Here is a 20,842-nt window from a genome sequence, read left to right as displayed (position 1 = left end):
CCGAGGGGGCAACGCCCCCTCTCCTCAACTTAAATCCGGAAAATCGGTTGGAAAATCCGCGGTATTAGTGAATGGAACCGTAATGGCGCCCCAGTGGCTGCCAGACAAATACAGGCCTCGCCTTTGTCCGCGATAGGAGCATGATCCAGATCGTCTCCGGCGATCTCGACGTCACCGACGCCAAAGCGGCCTGTTTCATCGCTAAACGATCCCTGCAGAACCAGCGTCAGTTCGATGCCGCGGTGTCCGTGCTCGGGCACAGCCTCGCCCGCAGGGATATACAGCAGGCGCACCGATCCAGATGCGTCGGAATGCAGAATCGATTGACGCACTCCAAATCCAACGGCCTTCCATTTCGGCGGTTTGCCTTTCAGCGCTGCCATTACAGGGGCCGGAAACACGCCCGATTTCGAATAAACAGGTGCGTCTGGTTTTGCCGGGCTATCAAGCATCGACATAACGTCAGATTTACAATCCGCGGAAATGTCCTGCTCCATAGAGCACTCCATAACGGCCCCACCAGCTGCTTCATGCGCATTAAGACGCGCGCGGCATTCGTCGCACATGGACACATGTGCCGCGACGACCAGCGAATAATGCCAGTCCAGCGAACCGGCGGCATAGGCGGCCAGCAGCGGTTCGGAAATGTGATGTGTGATGTCCTGAGAGAATGAGGTCATGGGCTTCTCAAGTCCTTGAGTTCATGTCGCAGCTTCTCCAGCCCCAGTCGGATGCGCGATTTGATTGTTCCTAATGGCAGACCAGTCTCTGCCTTGATTTCTGCGTGGGTCAGATCGCCCAGATAGGCTTTCTCGACCATTTCCCGTTGGCCAGGTTTGAGGCGCGCCAGAGCCTGGCGCAGCTGTTGCGCTTCTTGATCCAACGCGATGATCTGACTTGCGTCTTCATCCGTGGAGTCCGGCGGTTTCAATTCTTCGGGGACCGGGCGGCTTTCGCGGCGGATAATGTCGATCTGCCGGTTGCGTGCCACTTGATAGATCCAACTGCTGACTTGAGCCCGTTGCGGATCAAAAAGATGCGCCTTGCGCCAGACCGTCAGCATGACGTCCTGCACGATCTCTTCGGCCTGAGCGTTGCCCGTGCCGGATCGCATTACAAAGCCCTTCAGTCGCGGCGCATAATAATCGAACAACAGACCAAAGGCTGCCTTGTCGCGCGCATCGCGCACGGCAATCATCCAGCCAGTTTGATCCGAGTAGCCTTTCGCCACGACTGCCCTTTTGTCCTTCGAAGACACGACGCCCGCAGGCGCAATCTGGGCGCCCTCAAGGTCTTTGGTCTTTATTTGGTCCAAGGTCAGCATATCGAGATTACGCAATGGGTGAAGTCTCGGATCAAAAAACTTTAAAATCTCTGGCCAAATGTGATCCAGCCTACGGCGGCGCACGTAAATTCCGAAAGCAGAACCGGAGCTTACATGTCTTTTGACCTTCCTTCATCACTTCGCCAACGTATCGCTATTGTCGGGGGCGGGATCTCGGGCATGGCTGCGGCATATGAATTGGCCGATCAGTTTCACGTCACTCTGTATGAGGGCGAGACGTCGCTCGGCGGTCATGCGCGCACGGTTGTTGCGGGGCGCAACGGGGATCAGCCTGTCGATACAGGCTTCATCGTGTTCAACTATGTAAACTACCCGCATCTGACACGCATGTTTCAGGATCTGGATGTTCCGGTCGAAAAATCAGACATGAGCTTTGGCGCCACGATTGACGGTGGTCGCATCGAATATGGTCTGCGCAGCCTGAACGCATTGACGGCTCAGAAGCAAAATCTGGCCCGCCCGTCCTATTACCGCATGGTGCGCGACATCTTTAGGTTCAACGCGCAGGCCGAAGCCTTGGCGAAAACGGATGACGTTACCATTGGCGATCTGATCCGTGAGATGAATTTGGGCGAGTGGTTCCGCCGGTATTACCTGATGCCGATTTGCGGTGCGATCTGGTCTACGCCTGCAACCGAGATCGATGCATTTCCCGCGAAATCCTTGGTGCAGTTCTTCCGCAACCACGCTTTGCTCAGCCACAAGGGTCAGCATCAATGGTGGACAGTCTCGGGCGGCTCGACATCCTATGTGACCCGCCTGCGCGCAAACCTCGTCGCGCGGGGCGTCGATATTCGTGAAGGCAGCCCGGTTGAGGCCGTGCGCCGTGTTCAGGGCAGTGTGATTGTCTCGTCCAAGGGATCGGAAGCGGAAAGCTTCGATCAGGTGGTCATGGCCTGCCACAGCGACGATGCGCTTCGGTTGCTGACAGATGCGAGCATGGATGAGCGCGCGGCCTTGGGGAACCTGCGCTATCAGGACAACCACATGATCCTGCATCGTGACGAAGCTCAGATGCCCAAGCGGCGGGCGTGCTGGTCGTCCTGGGTGTATAAGGCCGATCTGGTCGATGAACGTGCCGAGATCGGCGTGACCTATTGGATGAACAAGCTACAGAACATCCGCGAAGACGATCCGATGTTTGTGTCCCTTAACCCAGCGACTCCCGTCCGCGAAGAACTGATCTATGATCAAAAAATGTTCAGACATCCGGTGTTTGATGGTGCTGCCCTGAAAGCTCAGCGCGCCATTGCTGACATGCAGGGCATGCACAACACATGGTTTGCGGGTGCCTATCTGCGGCATGGCTTCCACGAGGACGGTTTCGCCAGCGCCATGCGTGTGGCGCGGGCGATGACCTCGCAAAAAATGGCGATGGCCGCATGAGTCATTGGCCCGAACATATCGCGGCCCGTACGGTGCATCGGCGCAAAGGATCTGGCGCGCGCACGTTCAGCTACAACGTGGACTTCGTGATGATCGATCCGAAGGCGACGACGGGGCCAGCGTTGTTCTCGCGCAACCGGTTCAATCTGCTGTCCGTATGGGATCGCGACCACGGCGGTCAACGAGGGTCCGGCAGCGGCCTTGCTTGGGCCGAACAGGTATTTAACGACCATGGCGTGCGGTCTGAGCAGATCCTTTTGCTCACGCAACCGCGGTTCTTGTGGGTGGGGTTCAACCCAGTGAGTTTCTGGCTTGCGATGCGCAATGGCGCGCTTGTCGGCGCGATTGCAGAGGTCAACAACACGTTCGGAGACCGGCACAACTATCTTTGTGTGCCAGAGGGTTCGGTGATCTCGCCAGACGCCACCTTGTCGGCCAAGAAACAAATGCATGTCTCGCCGTTTCAAGAGGTGTCCGGAGAGTATCTCTTCAATTTCAATATCTTGACCGAAAAGCTCTCGATCAAAATCAACTTGTCTGAGGACGGGGCCGGGTTCTTTGCAAACCTCGCAGGACATCGTGCGCCTCTGCGGTCGCGTACAATTCTTGGCATGCTGTTCAAGCGTCCATTTGGGGCTTTGCGCACAATTGTGCTTATCTATTGGCAGGCTTTGAAGCTTAAGCTCCAAGGCGAAACCTACCGACCGCGCCCTGCGCCGCCCCAAGAGGAGATCTCGTAATGCCAATTTTGAAAGCGGCGATTCAGAAAGAGTTCTTAGCGACCTGTGAGAAACTGGAATACGGCCGGCTGCGCCTGAAGACGCCCGAGGGTGCGTTTTTCAACTTCGGGGACAGTGGGCCCGAAGCAGAAATGCATATTCACGACTGGTCCGTGGTGACCTCGCTTGCCGCGCGCGGCGACGTGGGCATGGGCGAGACCTATATCGCAGGTCTGTGGGACACGCCGTCCATCGAGACGTTGGTGTCTGTTGCGATCAAGAACATGGAGTTGTTTCGCAACTTTGCCTATCCGACGTCCTTCAACCGCATCAAGTTCCTGATCGTGGACCGCATTCTGCGTGCAAATTCCCGCATTGGCGCAGCGCGCAATATCAAAGCCCACTATGACGTCGGCAACGAGTTCTATCAGCTTTGGCTCGATCCCAGCATGACCTATTCGTCAGCCATTTTTGACGGAGGCGATAACGATCTGGAAACCGGGCAGAAGAAAAAATACGACCGCGTATTGTCCAAACTCGGCTCTGGTGAGAGCGTGCTGGAAATCGGCTGCGGCTGGGGAGGCTTTGCCGAACGCGCCGCCGATCAGGGCCGCTTTGTCACGGGTCTGACCATTTCGCCCAGCCAACATGGGTTTGCAGATGCACGTCTGGATGGGCGGGCGCAAATCAATCTGCAGGACTATCGTGAGACGCAAGGCACGTTCGACAACATCGTCTCCATCGAGATGATTGAGGCCGTGGGCGAGCGCTATTGGCCCAGCTATTTCGCGACGCTCAAGCGCAGCCTCTCTGAATCCGGCAAAGCCGTTGTTCAGGCCATCACGGTGCCGGACCACTATTTTGACCTCTATCGCAGTGGCAGCGACTTTATTCGCCAATACACCTTTCCTGGTGGCATGTTGCTGTCAGATGCCGTGATCTCGGATCAGGCGCGCCAGGCTGGGTTAAAGGTCACTGACAACTTCGCCTTTGGCCAAAGCTATGCAGAGACCTGCAGGCAATGGGCCCAAAGGCTGCGTGCACAAACCGACCGCATCATCGGTTTGGGGCACAACGATGCGTTCATTCGCAACTGGATGTTTTACCTAGAAATCTGCGCCGCGTCCTTTGCCGTTGGCCAAACGGACGTCGTGCAAGTGGAGATTGAGCATGCTTAGACTGCCTGGTTTCAAATCCCAGTCCATCACGGATTACATTGGCACCACGCCAGTGTTTGACATTCGCACACATCTGAACGGACCGCTGATCTCGGAAGGGATGATCTATGGTCCAACCGGCAAGGTCGTGTCTCGCTTCGTGGCCGATATGCACGGGAGTTGGTCCGGCGCGACGGGCCGTTTGCAAGAGAACTTTGTCTATGCAAGCGGCTTGCGGCAGGACCGCGAGTGGCGTCTGACGGAAAGCAACGATGGCAGCATTGTCGCGGATGCCGATGATCTGGTGGGCCAAGGCTATGGGCGCGCCGAGGGCTGTGCGTTTCAGATGAAATATAAAATCCGTTTGCCCGAAGATGCTGGCGGCCATGTCCTAAGCGTTGTGGACTGGATGTATCTGGTGGACAACGGCACGATCCTGAACCGCTCGCAAATGCGGAAGTTCGGCGTGAAGGTGGCCGAGCTGGTCGCCACTATGCGCCCTGCGCAGGCGGATCAGATCGCGGCTTAACCTATTCCTGCAGGATCGCGCTTTCCCATTCGCGGATGAAACTCTTGTTCTTGAACTGGTCGAGATAGACCAAAAGGCCCGGTCCCAAAGCGATCCGGTGAAGGGAGTTCTCGTTCGCCTCTGCCAGCATTTCAGATTGCAGCAGCGGTGATGTGCCTTTGGGAAAGGTCTGTCCCAAAACGAAATCCAGAAAGGTCCCGGCCAGATCGGGGTTCGCCGAGGTGGTCGGGATCAACATGGTGCGCAGCATCACGATGGAAAAATCCGACGGAAGGATGATCGTGAAAGCATCGGAATCCGCGCGCTTTTCCGCATAGCTGGCAAGGACGTTATAAGCGATGGCCAGCTCTCCGCTGACCACGGCGTCGATCATATTTGAGGTGCAGCAATAGAGCTTGGGATCCAGCGCCCCCATCACCTCGGTCAGACGCCAATAGGTATCCGAGGCGCGCGCGTCTTGGGTCGCAAACAGATATCCCGCGCCGGATTGGCGGATGTCATAGGTGCCGACACGGCTTTCAAAGATCTCGGGGTTTTGGCGCAGGGTGGTGATCAGATCTTGCCGGTCTTCTGGCAGGTCCAACCCTTCGAATGCCTTATTGGAAATCACGAAAGCCGCGGGTTCTTGGGTGAAGGCAAAGACCATATCATTCCAGACGGCCCAGTCCGGAAGCCGCGCGGTCTGGTTGGTGGAATGCACCCGCGCAAGCCCGTCATTGGCGAGTTTTGTCTGCAGGTCCATCGCGCTCGAGATCGCGAGGTCAAAGGAGTGCTGCTCTTCGTACAAAGCCGCCATGACATCGGTGGAACTGGCCACGGTATAATCCACGGCGACGTTTGGATTGGCCTCAAGATAGGACAGGATCATTGGCGTAAAAAAGCTGATGTCCGCCGTCGAAAGGATGCGCAGAGTGCTGGACGCTTCAGGGTCGCCAAAGACCGCCTGGTCCTCGACATCAAAGGCCGTGCCGGTACTGGCCCACAGGGTCAGCCCAAGGGAAAGGATAAGGTGACGCATGCTCCGCCTCCTGCGTTGTTAGACAGTGTGATAGACCCGCCATGCGCGCGCATGACCTCGTCTACGATCGTAAGACCAAGCCCAGAGCCGACGACCCCCTCGGCGTTCTGGCCCCGCGCGTAGCGTTTCAACAGCGCCTCAGTGTCGCCGTCCTGAAAACCGGGACCTGAATCCGAGATGACAATGTCGGCAAACCCGTCTTTTTTCGTCAAGGACAGCGCGACTTGGGTTTGGCCACTGGAATATTTGATCGCATTGTCCAGAATGTTGTGAAGCGCGCTTTGCAGCAGGATTGCATCGCCTTTGATCGCGACGGGTTCCAGTTTCAGTATGGCGATTTCGATATCCTTCAGGTCGGACAATGGGCTGAGGCGCTCAACCACGTCGGTCACCAGCTCGCTCAGATCGACCGTTTCATCCGCTAGATTGTCGGTTCTGAACGTCACCATCGCATGATCCAAAAGCTGCCCCGCCGTCCGCGAGCTTTCGTCAATCGCGCGGATCATTTCGCGGACGGATTTGCGGTTCTCTTCTTTCTCAACCCGGCGCAGGGTGATTTCGGCCTGCGTGCGCACGATGGCCAAGGGGGTGCGCACCCGGTGGGCAGCTTCGGCGATGAAATGCTCGGATTGGGACAGGGATTTTTGCAGCCGGCCCATCAGCGAATTCAGGGACAGCACCAGCGGCGCCATCTCGGTCGGGACAGGGGCTGCGACAGGGCGCAAATCGGCCGGGCCGCGTCGGGACACGGATTCCGTGAGTCGGTGCAGCGGGCGGATGGTGCTGAGCGCGATCAGCAATGCAACAACGGCGGAGAAAAGAAAGAACCCAACGCCCACCGCTAAAGCGATCTGCGATACCCGCGCGAGAGTCTGGTTAAGGCCAGTCAGAGTTTGCGCCACCGAGACCTCCAAGAAGGCCTGCTCGCCTTCGATGGAATAGCTGCGCCGGGTCGAGGCGATGCGGATGTCCTGTCCCAGATAGCTGGCCGATTGAAAAGTCGTGTCGCCACCCGCGAAATCCTTGGAACGTGGAAGTTTTTCATAGCCCGACAGGAAATCATCATTCAGCCGGATCGCATAGAACGCGCGCTCGTCGGTCACGCTGTCCAACATGGACAGGGCAGAATAAGGCAGGTCGATAGAGATCTCGCCTTGCTGCACCCGCGCACTGTCCAAAATGGAAATCGCCGAGGCCGCGAGGATATTGTCCTGGCTTTCCTGCGCGATTTGCGAGGCGACGGATTGCACGACCAGATACAAAAGCACCCCAATTGCGCCAGCGCTCAGCAAGAGCATTGCAACCAGACGCTGGCGTATCGAACCTTTGATGTTAGGCCGTTTCATTCAGTTTCCAGCTTATAGCCGAGGCCGCGCACGGTGGTGATCATCACCTGCGATCCTGTGAGGTGTCTGCGAAGGCGGCCGACATAGACTTCGATGGCGTTCTCGGAGGCCTCTTCGTCATAAGAAAACAGCCGATCAACCAGTTTGGATTTCGAGAAAATCTGGTTAGGCGCGTTGATGAAAATCTCAAACAGGCGCAGTTCTCGCGTCCTGAGTTGCGTCTCTTTGCCCGCGATTTTCAGGGTGCCGGCCAGAGAATCAAATTCCAGATTCCCCATCGCAATGACATTGCGCGCCTCGCCCCCACGCCGTCTGAGAACCGCCCGAACGCGCGCTTCGAGCTCAGAAAAATCGATGGGTTTGACCATGTAATCATCCGCGCCCAGATCGAGCATCCCGACGCGATCCGAGACCTCGGAACGCGCCGTCAAAACGATCACCGGCGTCAAGGATTTGCCCGCACGATGATGCGTTAGAAAACTGCGACCATCGCCGTCTGGCAGCATAATATCCAATAAAATCAGATCGTAATCGGTGGTCGCGGTGAACTCCATCGCGGTCTCTAGATCGCCCGCGTGATCGACCACATGGCCGTCCATGCCCAGACGATCCAGCACCGCCTTTGCCAAGGCCTCATTGTCCTCAATCAACAGGAACCGCATACCCGAACTCTTCTCATTCTGACGCCTTGTCAGGCTTGTGTCAGTTTGACCTTACACCTTTCGCGAACATGGGCGGCGGATGTCGCAAATGTCAAATGGGAGGAAATTATGAGTAACTTTGGATTTGGCCGTCGCGCCTTTATCGCCGCTGTTGCGGCTCTTGGTATTGCGGGCCCGGCATCTGCTGGTGGCCATCAGGTCGTGGACAGCATCCACTTTCTGATCCCTGGCGGCGCAGGTGGCGGCTGGGACGGCACGGCGCGTGGCACCGGTGAAGCGCTGACTGGCGCGGGGATCGTAGGCTCTGCGTCTTATGAGAACATGTCTGGTGGCGGTGGTGGTAAAGCCATCGGCTATATGATCGAAAACGCAGACAGCCAGCACGGTACATTGATGGTGAACTCCACCCCAATCGTGATCCGCTCGCTGACTGGCGTGTTCCCGCATAACTTCCGCGATCTGACTTTGGTGGCTGGCACCATCGGCGACTATGCGGCGATTGTTGTGGATGCAAACAGCTCCATGAACAACATGGCGGATCTGGTTGCGGCCTATGATGCGGACCCAGCGGGCACCGCGATCGGCGGCGGCTCTGTTCCGGGCGGCATGGACCATTTGGTTGCAGCCATGGTGATGGAAGCTGCGGGCAAAGACGCGCTGAACGTGAAATACATTCCTTATGACGCAGGCGGTAAAGCCATGGCGGCGTTGCTGTCTGGCGAGATCAAAGCGCTCTCTACCGGTTTCTCTGAAGCGGTGGCTCTGGCACAGGCTGGCGAAGTCAAAATCATTGGCGTGACCTCGGATGAGCGTGTTGCTGCGATGGACAGCGCGATGACCATGAAAGAGCAGGGCATCGATACATCCTTCGTCAACTGGCGCGGCTTCTTCGCGGCTCCGGGTCTGCCTGCAGACAAGCTGGCGATGTATCAGGACGCGCTGAGCAAGATGTATGACACGCCCGAGTGGGAAGCCGTGCGTGCGCGCAATGGCTGGGTCAACATCCACAACTCTGGCGCAGATTTCCAAGCCTTCCTTGAGAACCAGGAACAGGTGATCGGCGATCTCATGAAGAAGCTGGGCTTCCTGTAAGTCTGACGTGATTGGCGCGTGATTGCGCGCCGCAGGATAGGCCGGGCTGAGGCTCGGCCTATCGACCTATAAGGGGGGAAACATGGCACTTGATCGTTGGGTTGCGCTTGTTTTGTTAGGGATTTGTATGGTCTACGGCTATACGGCTTGGTTTACGATGGATGCGACTTTGCCGCCGATTATGAAGCGGCTGGCGGTTTGGCCGTCCTCTTTTCCAAAGGTTTTGTCAATTGCGGGGATTGTCCTGTGCCTCATCGTCCTGAGCGGGATTGAAAAGGGCGAGGAGAAGATCGGCGACATCGATTATCGCAGATTGCATGAATATAACTTGGGGCAGGCTATCGCGCTTCTGGCGCTGATGGTGGCCTATGCGCTTCTGCTGCGTCCGGCCGGATTTTTGCTGGCAACCAGCGGGTTCCTGATCGGAGGATCGGTTCTGTTGGGCGAGCGCCGCTGGATCACGATGATCGTCGTGGCCTCGATTGCAACCATTGGCATTTGGTATCTGGTTCAGGAAGTGCTCGGCATTTTCCTGCGTCCTCTGCCGTTCTTTTTGGGGACTTGATCGATGCTTGAAGGAATTCTCTTAGGCCTGTCGACGGCCCTGTCGATGCAAAACATTCTGATGGTGATCGGCGGCTGTCTGATCGGGACATTCATCGGCATGCTGCCGGGTCTTGGCCCCATGTCGATCATCGCGATCATGATCCCTGTGGCGATCACAATCGGAGACCCCTCGACCGCTCTGATCCTCTTGGCCGGTGTCTATTACGGAGCGATCTTTGGCGGCTCGACCTCGTCTATCCTGCTAAACGCACCAGGCGTTGCGGGGACCGTTGCGACCAGTTTTGACGGCTATCCCTTGGCGCGCAAAGGCAAGGCGGGCAAGGCGCTAACGATTGCGGCGATTGCGTCTTTCGCGGGTGGTACCATTGGCGCAATCCTCTTGATGGTCTTTGCCCCGATGCTCTCAACCGTCGCGCTCTTGTTCCATTCGGCAGAGTATTTTGCCCTGATGATCGTCGGCCTTTCAGCCATCGCAGCCTTTGCGGGCACGGGGCAGGTGTCCAAAGCGCTGTTGATGACGGTGCTGGGTCTGATCATGGCCACAGTGGGTGAGACCGCGCAGTTCAACGCGCCGCGTTTCACCATGGGGCTGATGGATCTGCAATCAGGCTTTGGCTTTATCACCTTGGCTATGGCGATGTTTGCTTTGCCCGAGGCGCTTTATCTTGTACTGAAACCTTCGCGATCCGAGCAAGGCAGCAGCGGAGAGATCAAAGACCTGCGCATCACGCGCGACGAGGCGAAAAAGATCACGCCGGTGATTGGCCGTCAGTCGATCCAAGGGTTCTTCATCGGCGTTTTGCCCGGGGCTGGGGCTACGATTGCGTCCTTCCTAGGCTACGCGGTGGAACGCAATATCGCGCCTGCGGAGGAACAGAAAGAGTTCGGCGACGGCTCTGTCAAAGGTCTCGCCGCGCCGGAAACGGCAAACAACGCGGCTTGCACAGGCTCGTTTGTGCCCTTGCTGACGCTCGGCATTCCGGGCTCGGGGACAACTGCGATTTTGCTGGGTGCTTTGATTGCTCTGAACGTCACACCGGGGCCGCGCCTGATGGTGGATGATCCTCAGATCTTCTGGTCCGTTATCATCTCGATGTATATCGGCAATGTGGTTCTCTTGATCCTGAACCTGCCGCTGATCCCTTACATCGCCAAGATCCTGGCCGTGCCGCGGAACTTCCTGATCCCGTTTATCCTCTTCTTCACCCTGATGGGGGCCTATATCGGGCAGAACAACGCGACCGAGCTGTTGATCCTTGTGGCCTTCGGCATCTGCGCGACGATCTTCAAGTTCGCGGATTACCCGCTGGCACCGCTGCTGATTGGCTTCATTCTGTGCACCATGCTCGAAGACAACTTCGCGCGCTCGATGAACCTCTATGATGGCGCGAGCTTTGTCTGGGATCGTCCGATGACGCTGGGCCTCTTGGTGATCTCGGTCTTGCTGGTGGTCTTCCCAAGCTATCGCGCACGGCGCGCCAAAGCGCGGGCGGCTGGGATTGCTGATGGCGACTAAACCTCTGAACGGTGTTCGGGTTTTAGACCTGACCAACGTCTTGGCCGGCCCCTATTGTTGCTATCAACTGACAATGATGGGGGCCGATGTCATCAAGGTCGAACGCCCCGGGTCTGGGGATCTGGCCCGTGTGCTTGGGGCCGATCCAGAGCGCAATTCAGCAGGCATGGGCATTAGCTTCCTCGCGCAGAACGCGGGGAAAAGGTCGGTCACCTTGGATATGAAATCCGCACGGGGCAAGGATCTTTTGAAAGAGCTCGTGAAAACCGCAGATGTGCTGGTTGAGAATTTCCGTCCCGGTGTGATGGCGCGGCTTGGATTGGACTATGAGGTGCTCAAAAACGTGAACCCGCACCTGATCTATTGTGCCATTTCAGGGTTTGGGCAGACCGGCCCGCGTCAGAACGATCCCGCTTATGACCAGATCGTACAGGGCGTGTCAGGCGTGATGTCGATCACCGGCGCGCCCGATACGGCTCCGTATCGTGTGGGTTATCCACTGGCTGACACCAACGGAGGCATGGCGGCCGCGATGTCCATTTGTGCAGCCCTCAACGCGCGTCCGAGGGGTGCGTTTCTGGATGTTTCCATGACGGACTCGGTGATCTCTTCGATGGGCTGGGTGGTGTCCAATTATCTGATCGGCGGCGTGAGGCCCGCCGCCCATGGCAATGAAAACACCACGTCAGCACCGTCGGGCACATTCGCGACCAAGGACCAGCCGATCAACATCGCCGCCAATCGGGATGAGCAATGGGAGGCTTTGGCCCGCCATATCGGAAAGACGGATTTGCTGACCCATCCGGACTATAAAACCCGAGAGGATCGCAAACGCAATCGGCACGCATTGCGGGCAGAGATTGAGACAGTTCTGGTGACGCGTCCATCGGAGAAGTGGGTGGCAGAGCTCAACAAGCTCGGCGTGCCGACCGGTCCTGTGATGACGGTTCCGCAGGTTCTGGATGATCCGCAATTGGTGGATAGAGGCATGATCGCATCTTTGTCTCAAGGCGGCGACACGATCCAAGTGACGGCGAGCCCCGTGGTTATGGATGGTGAGCGGCCATCACCAAAAGACGCGCCACCAGAACTTGGAGCGCATAACGCAGAGATCTGGGCAGAGCTTGGTCTTTCGGCGGCCGAGATAGACGCGTTAACGGCGGAGGGTATCTTATGAGCGACGTTGCAGACTGGTGGCGCACGTCTATCATCGACATGGAGCCCGGGCGCATCGAGCTGCGCGGCCATCCGATTGAGGAACTGATCGGGAAGGTCAGTTTCCCCGAGATGATCTGGCTTATGGTGCGCGGCGATCGTCCGTCTGCGGGGCAAGCAAAGCTTTTTGAGGCGGCTTTGGTGTCGGCGGTGGATCACGGCCCCCAAGCGCCGTCGATTGCCGCTGCGCGCATGGCTGTCACCTGTGGTCTGCCGCTGAATAACGCCATGGCGAGTGCCGTGAATATGTTGGGCGATGTGCATGGCGGGGCCGGGGAGCAGGCGGTTGAACTCTATCATTTCCTGGCGAGTGCCGGCGCGCCTTTGTCTGACGCCTTGGATGACTGGTGCGCCGCACGCGGTAAGATCGTCCCGGGTTTTGGGCACAGGTTCCACACCCCGACCGACCCGCGTGCGCCTCGGCTTTTGGAGCTGGTGCAGGACAGCGTAGAGGCGGGTGTTTGTGACGGGAATTTCGCTGAAATTGCGATCCAAGTGGAACACGAGTTGTTGAAGCGCGCAGGCAAACCCATTCCGATGAACATCGACGGCGCAACAGCGGTGATCTATGCGGAACTCGGCTTCGCACCGCCTCTGGCACGCGGCTTGTTTTGTTTGTCCCGCTCGGTGGGAATCCTCGCGCATGCTTGGGAGCAGACCCAGCAGGGCGGGCGCAACAAGGGGCCAACCCCACCAAGCTATCGTTGGACTTTTGACGGTTAAATCACCCGATCAGACACCCTGTGGATTCGCCTAAATATTCAGCACTTCCACACGTAACCCCCTAAAACACGGACCTATTTCAGCCTCTAAAATTATCTACTTGCGCTCAGGTTTCTTTGTGCGAACGTAATTTTATGACCGATAGTAATCAGTATTTCGACGAAATGTTGCGAGAGGCCGGGTTGCCTCGGCAACCTTATGAAGCCTACTTCAATTGGTTTAAGAACGAAGACCTCAAAACGCTGAGGCGAAAATCCGCAGAAGCCGAGAGTTTCTTTCGCCGGATTGGCATTACGTTCAACGTCTATGGTCAGGACGAGGCTGACGAGCGTCTGATCCCCTTTGACATCGTCCCACGTGTGATTTCCGCCAAAGAATGGCGCACGCTCGAGCGCGGGATCGAACAGCGTGTCCGTGCGATCAACGCCTTTCTGCATGACATCTACCATCGTCAGGAAATCCTGCGCGCTGGGCGTATCCCCAAGGAGATTATCGCAGGCAACGAGGCGTTTCTGTCTGAGATGGTCGGGATGAAGCCACCCGGAGGCGTCTATACCCATATCGTCGGAACTGACCTTGTGCGCACGGGTGAAAACGAGTTCTACGTGCTTGAGGACAACGCCCGCACTCCGTCCGGCGTGAGCTATATGCTCGAGAACCGCGAGACCATGTTGCAGATGTTCCCAGAGCTTTTCACCCAGCTCAAGGTGCGTCCGGTCTCTGCTTACCCACAGCTTTTGCGCCGTTCTCTGGCTGACAGTTGCCCCGACAATTCGCCAAATGCCAAACCCGTTGTGGCGGTGCTGACACCGGGGATCCATAACTCGGCCTATTTCGAACACGCGTTCCTTGCGGATCAGATGGGGGTCGAGCTGGTCGAGTCCACGGACCTGAGGGTCGAGGACGGCTTTGTCTCGATGCGCACGACGCGGGGCTATCAGCCGATTGATGTGCTCTATCGCCGTGTGGATGATGACTATCTGGATCCGCTGACCTTCAATCCAGACAGCATGCTCGGTGTGCCGGGGATCATGGATGTTTACCGCGCGGGCAACATCACCATCGCGAATGCGCCGGGTACGGGGATTGCTGACGACAAAGCGCTCTATTCCTACATGCCCGATATCGTCGAGTTCTATACCGGCGAGCAGGCGATCCTAAAGAACGTGCCGACCTGGCGTTGTTCCGAGGAAGACAGCCTGAAATACGTCTTGGATAACCTCGCCGATTTGGTGGTCAAAGAAGTGCATGGGTCGGGCGGCTATGGCATGCTCGTGGGACCCGCAGCCTCCAAAAAGGAAATCGCGGCTTTTGAACGCAAACTCCGCGCGCGGCCTGCGAATTACATTGCTCAGCCGACACTGTCATTGTCGACGGTACCGATCCTGACCAAGGCGGGGCTTGCGCCGCGCCATGTGGACCTGCGTCCCTTTGTTCTCGTGTCGCCCAATCGCGTCGATATCACGCCCGGAGGTCTGACCCGCGTGGCGTTGAAGAAAGGTTCTCTGGTGGTCAATTCCTCGCAAGGGGGCGGCACCAAGGACACTTGGGTATTGGGGGACTAAGACATGATGCTAGGCAAAACCGCTGGCGGTCTGTTTTGGATGTTCCGCTACCTTGAACGCGCTGAAAATACTGCTCGGCTGCTTGAGGCGGGCTGGCACATCGCCCTGACCCGCGCGGATGGGGCGTCTAATGAGTGGCAATCCATCATCTCGACCGCTGGCATGAACGCGGCCTATCTCGAGAAATACGACAGCTACGATGCCGGGCAGGTGATCAATTTCATGCTGCGGGACAAGGACAACCCGTCTTCGGTCATGACGGCGATCACGGCAGCGCGCAACAATGGGCGTCTGGTGCGCACGGCGCTGAGTTCCGAGGTCTGGGAAGCCACCAATGAATGTTGGATGGTGCTTAAGGATCTGCTCTCGCGGCCTGTCACCGAAAGAGCGATGCATGACATTCTGACCCAGATCCGGTTCAGAACCTCGGTCGTGCGGGGGGCTCTGCACGGCACGATGCTGCGCAATGATATCTTCGCCTTCTCGCGGCTTGGGACGTTTATCGAACGCGCAGACAACACGGCGCGGATTCTGGACGTGAAATACTACGTGTTGTTGCCCTCGGCTGCTTTCGTCGGGTCCTCCATCGACAACGCGCAATGGGAGGTCATTTTGCGGTCTGTCTCGGCGGAGCGGAGTTTTCGCTGGCTCCATGGCGGCGAAAGCACGCCGGCTACGATTTCAAACTTTCTGATCCTGGATGGACGCATGCCGCGATCTCTGGCCTTCTGCGCCAAGAGGATCGGAGAGAATTTGAAACATCTAGAAATGGAATACGAAGCCCGCGAGGAAAGTCACGTTCAGGCCGATGCCTTGTGCCACCGGATCAACGCGCATTCGGTCGATACGATTTTCGAAGAGGGTCTGCACGAGTTCCTCAGCAGCTTCATCGCCGACAACGCCAAGCTCGCAGCGCATATCGAAGAGGACTTTAGGTTCTATGGATAAGACCCGCCGCCTGACCGTGCGCCATGTAACAACCTATTCTTACGACGTGCCGGTGCACTACGCGTTGCAACGCCTGCGCCTGACGCCCAAGGATGGGCCGGGGCAGAAGGTTTTGGAGTGGAGCACCAAGGTCACCGGAGGGGTCGTGCAATGCGGCTTTGACGATCAATTCCAGAACCGCACGGAACTGGTGAAAGTCGATACCGGCGCCACCACGGTCGAGTTCCTTTGCGAAGGCGTGATCGAGGTCGAGGATTTGGCCGGTGCTTCGGGCAAACATCGCGGGTATGCGCCACTCTGGCTTTATGAGCAGCAAACGCCGACGACGAAACCCGGCCCCGCTCTTCGCGCGCTGATCAGTGACATGCAGAAGCAGCGTAAGGAGCTGGATGATATCCCTCTGCTCCATGCGCTTTCTGCCGAGATTTTAAAGACCGTGTCCTACAGCATCGGCGCAACCGACAGCGCCTTTACGGCCGAAGACGCGATGTCGGAAGGCAAAGGCGTGTGTCAGGACCACGCGCATATCATGATTTCGGTTGCACGGGCGCTGGGCTTTCCGGCGCGTTATGTGTCGGGCTATCTCTTGATGGATGACCGTGTGGATCAGGACGCGACCCATGCGTGGTGCGAAATCCATGTAAACGGTCTGGGATGGGTCGGATTTGACGTCTCTAATGGCATTTCGCCGGACTCCCGATACATCACCGTCGCCGTTGGTCGAGACTATCGCGACGCGGCCCCAATTCTGGGTATTCGTCAGGGCGAAGGCCAAGAAAGGCTTGATGTTGCGCTGCAAGTGCAGCAATAGCCTAAACGCTGTGCAAGAACTTAAATTGAGGGCACTATGACCTACTGCGTCGGGCTGATGCTGAACAAAGGCCTGGTCTTTATGTCTGACACGCGCACCAACGCGGGCGTCGACAATATCTCGACCTTTCGCAAGATGTTTGCCTGGGATGAACCAGGCGAACGCTCGATTACGGTGATGACCGCCGGCAATCTGGCGACGACGCAGGCTGTGATCAGCCTCTTGGAGGAACGCAGCAAGGCGGTCGAGCATCGCAGCCCCTCGATTTTGAAATGCGAGAGCATGTTTCAGGTCGCAACTTTGGTGGGCGACACCCTGAAAGAAGTGATCTCGGATCATGCGGACGAAGGCCAACAGGCTGACAGCGGGTTCAATGCGACGATCCTTGTGGGGGGGCAGATTAAAGGCGGCAAGCACCGTCTTTTCATGATCTATCCCGAAGGCAATTTCATCGAGGCCAGCGAGGACACGCCGTTTTTCCAGATCGGAGAAACCAAATACGGGCGTCCAATCCTAGTGCGCGCCTATGATCCAGAGATGTCCTTTGATGAGGCGATCAAACTGCTCTTGGTGTCATTTGATTCAACCATCAAGGCCAACCTCAGCGTGGATTTGCCTCTGGATGTGCGCGTTTACGCAAAGGATGCCTTCCAGTGTGACCACACCTTCCGGATTGAGGTCAATGATCCCTACTATCTGGAGATTTCCGAGGGCTGGGGCGGCGCCTTGCGCGAGGCTTTCGGCCGCCTGCCGGACTTCGACCTCGACGCGCTTTAGGCACTACTTCCGCAGATTGCGCCCTTTGCGCAGATGCGCTTGCACGATGGTTTTCTGCAGCGAAGGCGACGGGATGTTGGTCTTAGGTTTTGGAGTCGTCGGCGTGCCGTTTGAAAAGGGCAAAAGCCATTCCAGCTCGGCCTGAGCCTCAGGACTTGTGATGAGGTCCGCGTCATCACCGTGCAAAAGGCTCTCAGCGGGCGCACCTTCTGCAAAGACGATCTCGTGATCTTCAAACCCGAGGTGATAATAGGTCGTGTCCTGAATGTTGGGTTCCAAAAAGATGCCAGGCAAGATCGTCAATTTGATCGCAGCCACAAGCGCATCTTCCTGTCCGAACTTGTTTTTCGAGATCTTGGATTTTACCAACATGCGGTGCTGACGTGAGACAAGAAGGTCGCGTTTCGGAACACCCAGCCCAATGGCACCCGCAGTGATCCGAACCGGACGTAGTTTTTCGTTGCGTTCGAGCTGACGCTCCGAGAATGCGCGTTTCAGGACATAAGCAAGGGGCTTTGTTTGCCCTTCGGCGCAGGTGACCAAATCTCCGGCGCGCAAGCTTTCAACGGGTCTTGCGCCGTCGGGTGTCTCAATCATCGTGCCCGACACAAAACAAACCACATCGCTATAGTCCCACCCAACGGTATGGCTTTGATAAGAGCCAAGTGTTGCGCCAACCGTGAATTCAGAGTCCGGTTCGGGTACGAAATACCACCCGCCGTCACTGGTGTAGAAAAAGTTGAAATCTTCGACGTGCGAATTGCCGTTGGTATCCGTGAAAGAGACCGCGATCTTATAAGGCTGACTGGCTGTCGAGTTGAACGACCCGCCGTCGATCTGAACCTGTTCGTCAGAGTCGCCGCCACCTTGGTAGGCGCCATCATTATCAGAAAACGTCGCCTGATAGGACGTGTTGTACTGAGAGTTGTAATACGTCCCGGTCCAACGGAACGCTTCCACTGTATATGTCGGCATTGCACACTACTGCCCGTACTCGAACGCATCATTTTGAGATGCTTGAACTTGGTGGGGATTATCCACAACCAAAGTTTATCACGAGTTTATGGGTTTCGTGTAGAAAAATTAATCTTTTGCTTGGTCCAGAACGTTCCGCGCGGCACGGAAGCACTCCAAAGCCTGAGGGACGCCGCAATAGATCGCGATCACATGGATGATGGCACGGATCTCTTCGGGCGTGACGCCATTGTTGATCGCGCCGCGGCAATGCAACTCCCATTCGTGCATCTTGCCTAGGGCGCCGATCATCGAGAGATTCATCATGGATCGGGTTTTGGCGTCGATCACATCGTCTCCCCAGCCAAATCCCCAACACCACGCCGTCATGGCTTCTTGAAAGGGGCGGGTAAGGTCGTCGGCTGCGTCGAGGCTTTTCTGAACATACTCGGCACCCAACGTGGCTTTGCGTTGTTCCAGGCCTTTAAGAAAGAGATCTTCGTCAAATACGCTCATTGGTCAGTCCTTTATTGTGTCGGCCCATCGACCGCTTCGCGCATCCAGCGCTGAAGATGCATGATGGAATGTTCAGAGTTCACGCCGCAGGTCGGATCCACCACCAAGGGCCCTGGCACATAACCGCGAGATTTCAGGCCGCGATGCACGGATTCCACGAGGTGAATGTCCTCCTCAACGGTGGTCTCCCTATCCTGTTTGGCGAGGTCGTGAATGATCTGAGGATCAAACCCTTCGGCGGCATACCACCCGCGCCAGACCACTACGTGATCCGCGTCAATCGCGCGCCAATGGTAAGTGTTGAGCACATTGCCCGGATAGACCTGAAAGCTGAACATCGGCCAGAGGAACCAGCTTGAGTATTCTTCGGCATGCTTGCGGCTGCGGTCGATGGGATAAGTCATCTGATCCAGCGCCTGACATTCCGTCGTGTGGCGCAGGCAATAGCCTTGAGGCTGGATGTCATAGGTTTCGGGCTTCACAACGCCGGTTGCAAAGGTCGGATGGTTCAGCGAGCAGTGATAGCACTCGGAATAATTCTCAACCGAGACCTTCCAGTTGCAGTTTTCCGGTATCTCGACCCATTCCACGGGCTTGAGGTCCGCAAAATGCGGCACCCAGCTTTCAAGTTCTGCGCGGGCATTCGGGAACCAATCTTCCATCGGTTTGGCGTCTGGGTCGAGGTTCACAAAAATGAACCCCAGAAACAGCTCGGTGCGCACCTCGGTGAGGCAGATCTTGGATTTATCAAAGCCTTCGACCGAGTTGATATTCGGCCCCGCGCGCAGGCCTCCGGTCAGTTCATAGGTCCAGGCATGATAGGGGCAGACCACCACCCGCGTCGTGCCTGTGCCGCTGACCAACTGATGCGCGCGGTGTTGGCAGACGTTGTAAAACGTGCGGATCACATCATCGCGACCCTTGATGCAAAACAGGCTCTCGCCCGCCATTTCAAAGGCAAAATAATCGCCTGCCTTCTCAAGCTGACTCGCATGGCCCGCGAATTGCCATGTGCGGGCAAAGAGCCCGTCCATCTCCATCTCATAGACCTTAGGGTCCGTGTAATACCGCGCCTCCAGCGATTTTAAGGGTTCACTCACGTTGGCTCCTCCACATAAAGCCCCAACGCATGGCGGCGGGCGTGAAAGCGGTCGACCCTGTCGACGATTTCGTCAGAGGCGACCGAGATAACAAAGCTAAGCAGCGTCTCGAGAAAGGCTACAATGGCGACGGTCGAGGGAAAGAACTGCGGACTTTCCGCGCCGACGACGAAGCCGTGATCTGCGGCTCGGATGATTGGACTCGCTGGGCTGTCAGAGATTGCGACGATGGTCATACCTTGGGATTTTGCGATCTCGACGGCCTCAACCACTTCGCTGCGATAAGGGCGGCAGGTGATGGCGATCAGAACATCGGTGTCGCTCGCCCATGCCAAGTCATCAACGGCGGTCGAGCCGGGACGCGGGATCGCGTGGAAATCGCTCATGCCGGTCGAGGCCAGATAGGTGAAATTGCGCGCGATGGCGTTGTTGACGCCGACGCCCAGGGTGAAGACCTGCTTGCTGTTCCAGATCGCTTCGGCGGCGGTTTGAAGCTGTTCTGCCGAGATCGTCGCAAAGCTCTCTTCGATATTCCTGAGCGTGGCTTCCATCATGTCGGCGTAAAGCCCGCCAAGCCCGCCCGACTTGCGAATGTCCTGCAGCCAGCGTGCACGGTCGGGGAAACTCATCCCGCCACGTCTAATGGCATCACGAAACGGCGCGCGGAAATCCTCGTATCCGTCATAGCCCATCTGCCGCGCCATGCGCACGAATGTGTTGGGCTTCACCTGCGCCGCTTCAGCGATTTCGCGCACGGTGGACACGCCCACATCCTGTGGGTTCTCCAGCACATAGCGCGCTGCCTTTTGCGCCTCTGGCGTCAGCTCGTCCCAGTCATCAGAGAGACGGTCGAGAATAGATAAAGATACATTTGTGCCATTCATGATTGACGATGG

22 protein-coding genes are annotated in these 20,842 nt (G+C 57.1%); 13 read left to right on the top strand and 9 right to left on the bottom strand.

The window, feature by feature from the left end:
* Window positions 1–29: 29 nt before the first annotated feature.
* Together WG622_RS06225 and WG622_RS06220 are read right to left on the bottom strand one after the other, a co-directional pair.
* Window positions 30–680, bottom strand: a complete 651-nt coding sequence (locus tag WG622_RS06225) for a ChrR family anti-sigma-E factor (RefSeq protein WP_339402806.1) — start codon at window positions 678–680, stop codon at window positions 30–32.
* Window positions 677–1,198, bottom strand: coding sequence for a sigma-70 family RNA polymerase sigma factor (locus WG622_RS06220; RefSeq protein ID WP_209358188.1), 522 nt, complete (start codon window positions 1,196–1,198; stop codon window positions 677–679). Before WG622_RS06220 ends, WG622_RS06225 begins: the two co-directional genes overlap by 4 nt.
* A gap of 240 nt (window positions 1,199–1,438) precedes the next feature.
* Here WG622_RS06220 and WG622_RS06215 point away from each other — a divergent pair, with 240 nt between their 5' ends.
* The 4 genes from WG622_RS06215 to WG622_RS06200 are packed head-to-tail and all read left to right on the top strand — an operon-like array spanning window position 1,439 to window position 5,136.
* A complete protein-coding gene (locus tag WG622_RS06215) occupies window positions 1,439–2,731 on the top strand; it encodes an NAD(P)/FAD-dependent oxidoreductase (protein WP_339402804.1) in 1,293 nt (430 codons plus the stop codon).
* Window positions 2,728–3,471: a DUF1365 domain-containing protein gene (locus WG622_RS06210; protein WP_339402803.1), complete on the top strand. Its 744-nt coding sequence runs from the start codon at window positions 2,728–2,730 to the stop codon at window positions 3,469–3,471. Before WG622_RS06215 ends, WG622_RS06210 begins: the two co-directional genes overlap by 4 nt.
* Window positions 3,471–4,628, top strand: a complete 1,158-nt coding sequence (locus tag WG622_RS06205; protein ID WP_339402802.1) for a class I SAM-dependent methyltransferase — start codon at window positions 3,471–3,473, stop codon at window positions 4,626–4,628. The genes WG622_RS06210 and WG622_RS06205 overlap by 1 nt, the downstream gene beginning before the upstream one ends.
* Window positions 4,621–5,136, top strand: a complete 516-nt coding sequence (locus tag WG622_RS06200) for a DUF3833 domain-containing protein (protein ID WP_339402801.1) — start codon at window positions 4,621–4,623, stop codon at window positions 5,134–5,136. The genes WG622_RS06205 and WG622_RS06200 overlap by 8 nt, the downstream gene beginning before the upstream one ends.
* Window position 5,137: 1 nt before the next feature.
* On the opposite strand, the gene WG622_RS06195 is transcribed toward WG622_RS06200, so the two are convergent.
* The 3 genes from WG622_RS06195 to WG622_RS06185 are packed head-to-tail and all read right to left on the bottom strand — an operon-like array spanning window position 5,138 to window position 8,162.
* Window positions 5,138–6,154, bottom strand: coding sequence for an ABC transporter substrate-binding protein (locus WG622_RS06195; RefSeq protein ID WP_339402800.1), 1,017 nt, complete (start codon window positions 6,152–6,154; stop codon window positions 5,138–5,140).
* Window positions 6,124–7,500, bottom strand: coding sequence for a sensor histidine kinase (locus tag WG622_RS06190; RefSeq protein ID WP_339402799.1), 1,377 nt, complete (start codon window positions 7,498–7,500; stop codon window positions 6,124–6,126). The genes WG622_RS06195 and WG622_RS06190 overlap by 31 nt, the downstream gene beginning before the upstream one ends.
* Window positions 7,497–8,162: a response regulator transcription factor gene (locus WG622_RS06185; protein ID WP_209357917.1), complete on the bottom strand. Its 666-nt coding sequence runs from the start codon at window positions 8,160–8,162 to the stop codon at window positions 7,497–7,499. Before WG622_RS06185 ends, WG622_RS06190 begins: the two co-directional genes overlap by 4 nt.
* 108 nt (window positions 8,163–8,270) lie before the next feature.
* Here WG622_RS06185 and WG622_RS06180 point away from each other — a divergent pair, with 108 nt between their 5' ends.
* From WG622_RS06180 to WG622_RS06140, 9 genes are all read left to right on the top strand, one after another.
* Window positions 8,271–9,254, top strand: coding sequence for a Bug family tripartite tricarboxylate transporter substrate binding protein (locus WG622_RS06180; RefSeq protein WP_339402798.1), 984 nt, complete (start codon window positions 8,271–8,273; stop codon window positions 9,252–9,254).
* An 82-nt stretch (window positions 9,255–9,336) separates the two neighbouring features.
* Window positions 9,337–9,819: a tripartite tricarboxylate transporter TctB family protein gene (locus tag WG622_RS06175; RefSeq protein ID WP_339402797.1), complete on the top strand. Its 483-nt coding sequence runs from the start codon at window positions 9,337–9,339 to the stop codon at window positions 9,817–9,819.
* 3 nt (window positions 9,820–9,822) lie between these two features.
* Window positions 9,823–11,337: a tripartite tricarboxylate transporter permease gene (locus WG622_RS06170; RefSeq protein ID WP_339402796.1), complete on the top strand. Its 1,515-nt coding sequence runs from the start codon at window positions 9,823–9,825 to the stop codon at window positions 11,335–11,337.
* Entirely contained in the window at window positions 11,327–12,514 is a 1,188-nt protein-coding gene (locus tag WG622_RS06165) for a CaiB/BaiF CoA transferase family protein (RefSeq protein ID WP_339402795.1), read from the top strand. The genes WG622_RS06170 and WG622_RS06165 overlap by 11 nt, the downstream gene beginning before the upstream one ends.
* Window positions 12,511–13,275 (top strand): citryl-CoA lyase, encoded by a 765-nt coding sequence (locus tag WG622_RS06160; RefSeq protein WP_339402794.1) that lies wholly within the window; start codon window positions 12,511–12,513, stop codon window positions 13,273–13,275. Before WG622_RS06165 ends, WG622_RS06160 begins: the two co-directional genes overlap by 4 nt.
* A 134-nt stretch (window positions 13,276–13,409) precedes the next feature.
* Entirely contained in the window at window positions 13,410–14,840 is a 1,431-nt protein-coding gene (locus WG622_RS06155) for a circularly permuted type 2 ATP-grasp protein (RefSeq protein WP_339402793.1), read from the top strand.
* A 6-nt stretch (window positions 14,841–14,846) separates the two neighbouring features.
* Complete coding sequence (locus WG622_RS06150; protein ID WP_339403005.1) at window positions 14,847–15,788, top strand: alpha-E domain-containing protein; 942 nt, start codon at window positions 14,847–14,849, stop codon at window positions 15,786–15,788.
* On the top strand, window positions 15,781–16,599 hold the full coding sequence (locus tag WG622_RS06145) for a transglutaminase family protein (protein WP_339402792.1): 819 nt from the start codon (window positions 15,781–15,783) through the stop codon (window positions 16,597–16,599). The genes WG622_RS06150 and WG622_RS06145 overlap by 8 nt, the downstream gene beginning before the upstream one ends.
* Window positions 16,600–16,635: 36 nt before the next feature.
* Window positions 16,636–17,376, top strand: a complete 741-nt coding sequence (locus WG622_RS06140) for a proteasome-type protease (RefSeq protein ID WP_339402791.1) — start codon at window positions 16,636–16,638, stop codon at window positions 17,374–17,376.
* Between the two features lie 3 nt (window positions 17,377–17,379).
* Here the strand turns inward: WG622_RS06140 and WG622_RS06135 are convergent, their stop codons facing one another.
* From WG622_RS06135 to WG622_RS06120, 4 genes are all read right to left on the bottom strand, one after another.
* Window positions 17,380–18,351: a Hint domain-containing protein gene (locus WG622_RS06135; RefSeq protein WP_339402790.1), complete on the bottom strand. Its 972-nt coding sequence runs from the start codon at window positions 18,349–18,351 to the stop codon at window positions 17,380–17,382.
* 108 nt (window positions 18,352–18,459) lie between these two features.
* Window positions 18,460–18,846 (bottom strand): carboxymuconolactone decarboxylase family protein, encoded by a 387-nt coding sequence (locus WG622_RS06130; protein WP_339402789.1) that lies wholly within the window; start codon window positions 18,844–18,846, stop codon window positions 18,460–18,462.
* A gap of 11 nt (window positions 18,847–18,857) precedes the next feature.
* Window positions 18,858–19,946: an aromatic ring-hydroxylating oxygenase subunit alpha gene (locus tag WG622_RS06125; RefSeq protein ID WP_339402788.1), complete on the bottom strand. Its 1,089-nt coding sequence runs from the start codon at window positions 19,944–19,946 to the stop codon at window positions 18,858–18,860.
* Window positions 19,943–20,830, bottom strand: a complete 888-nt coding sequence (locus tag WG622_RS06120) for a MurR/RpiR family transcriptional regulator (protein WP_209357932.1) — start codon at window positions 20,828–20,830, stop codon at window positions 19,943–19,945. Before WG622_RS06120 ends, WG622_RS06125 begins: the two co-directional genes overlap by 4 nt.
* Window positions 20,831–20,842 lie beyond the last annotated feature (12 nt).

This window comes from Cognatishimia coralii (assembly GCF_037478305.1).
In the GTDB taxonomy this organism is placed as follows: domain Bacteria; phylum Pseudomonadota; class Alphaproteobacteria; order Rhodobacterales; family Rhodobacteraceae; genus Cognatishimia; species Cognatishimia coralii.
This window is presented reverse-complemented; position numbering and strand designations above follow the sequence as displayed.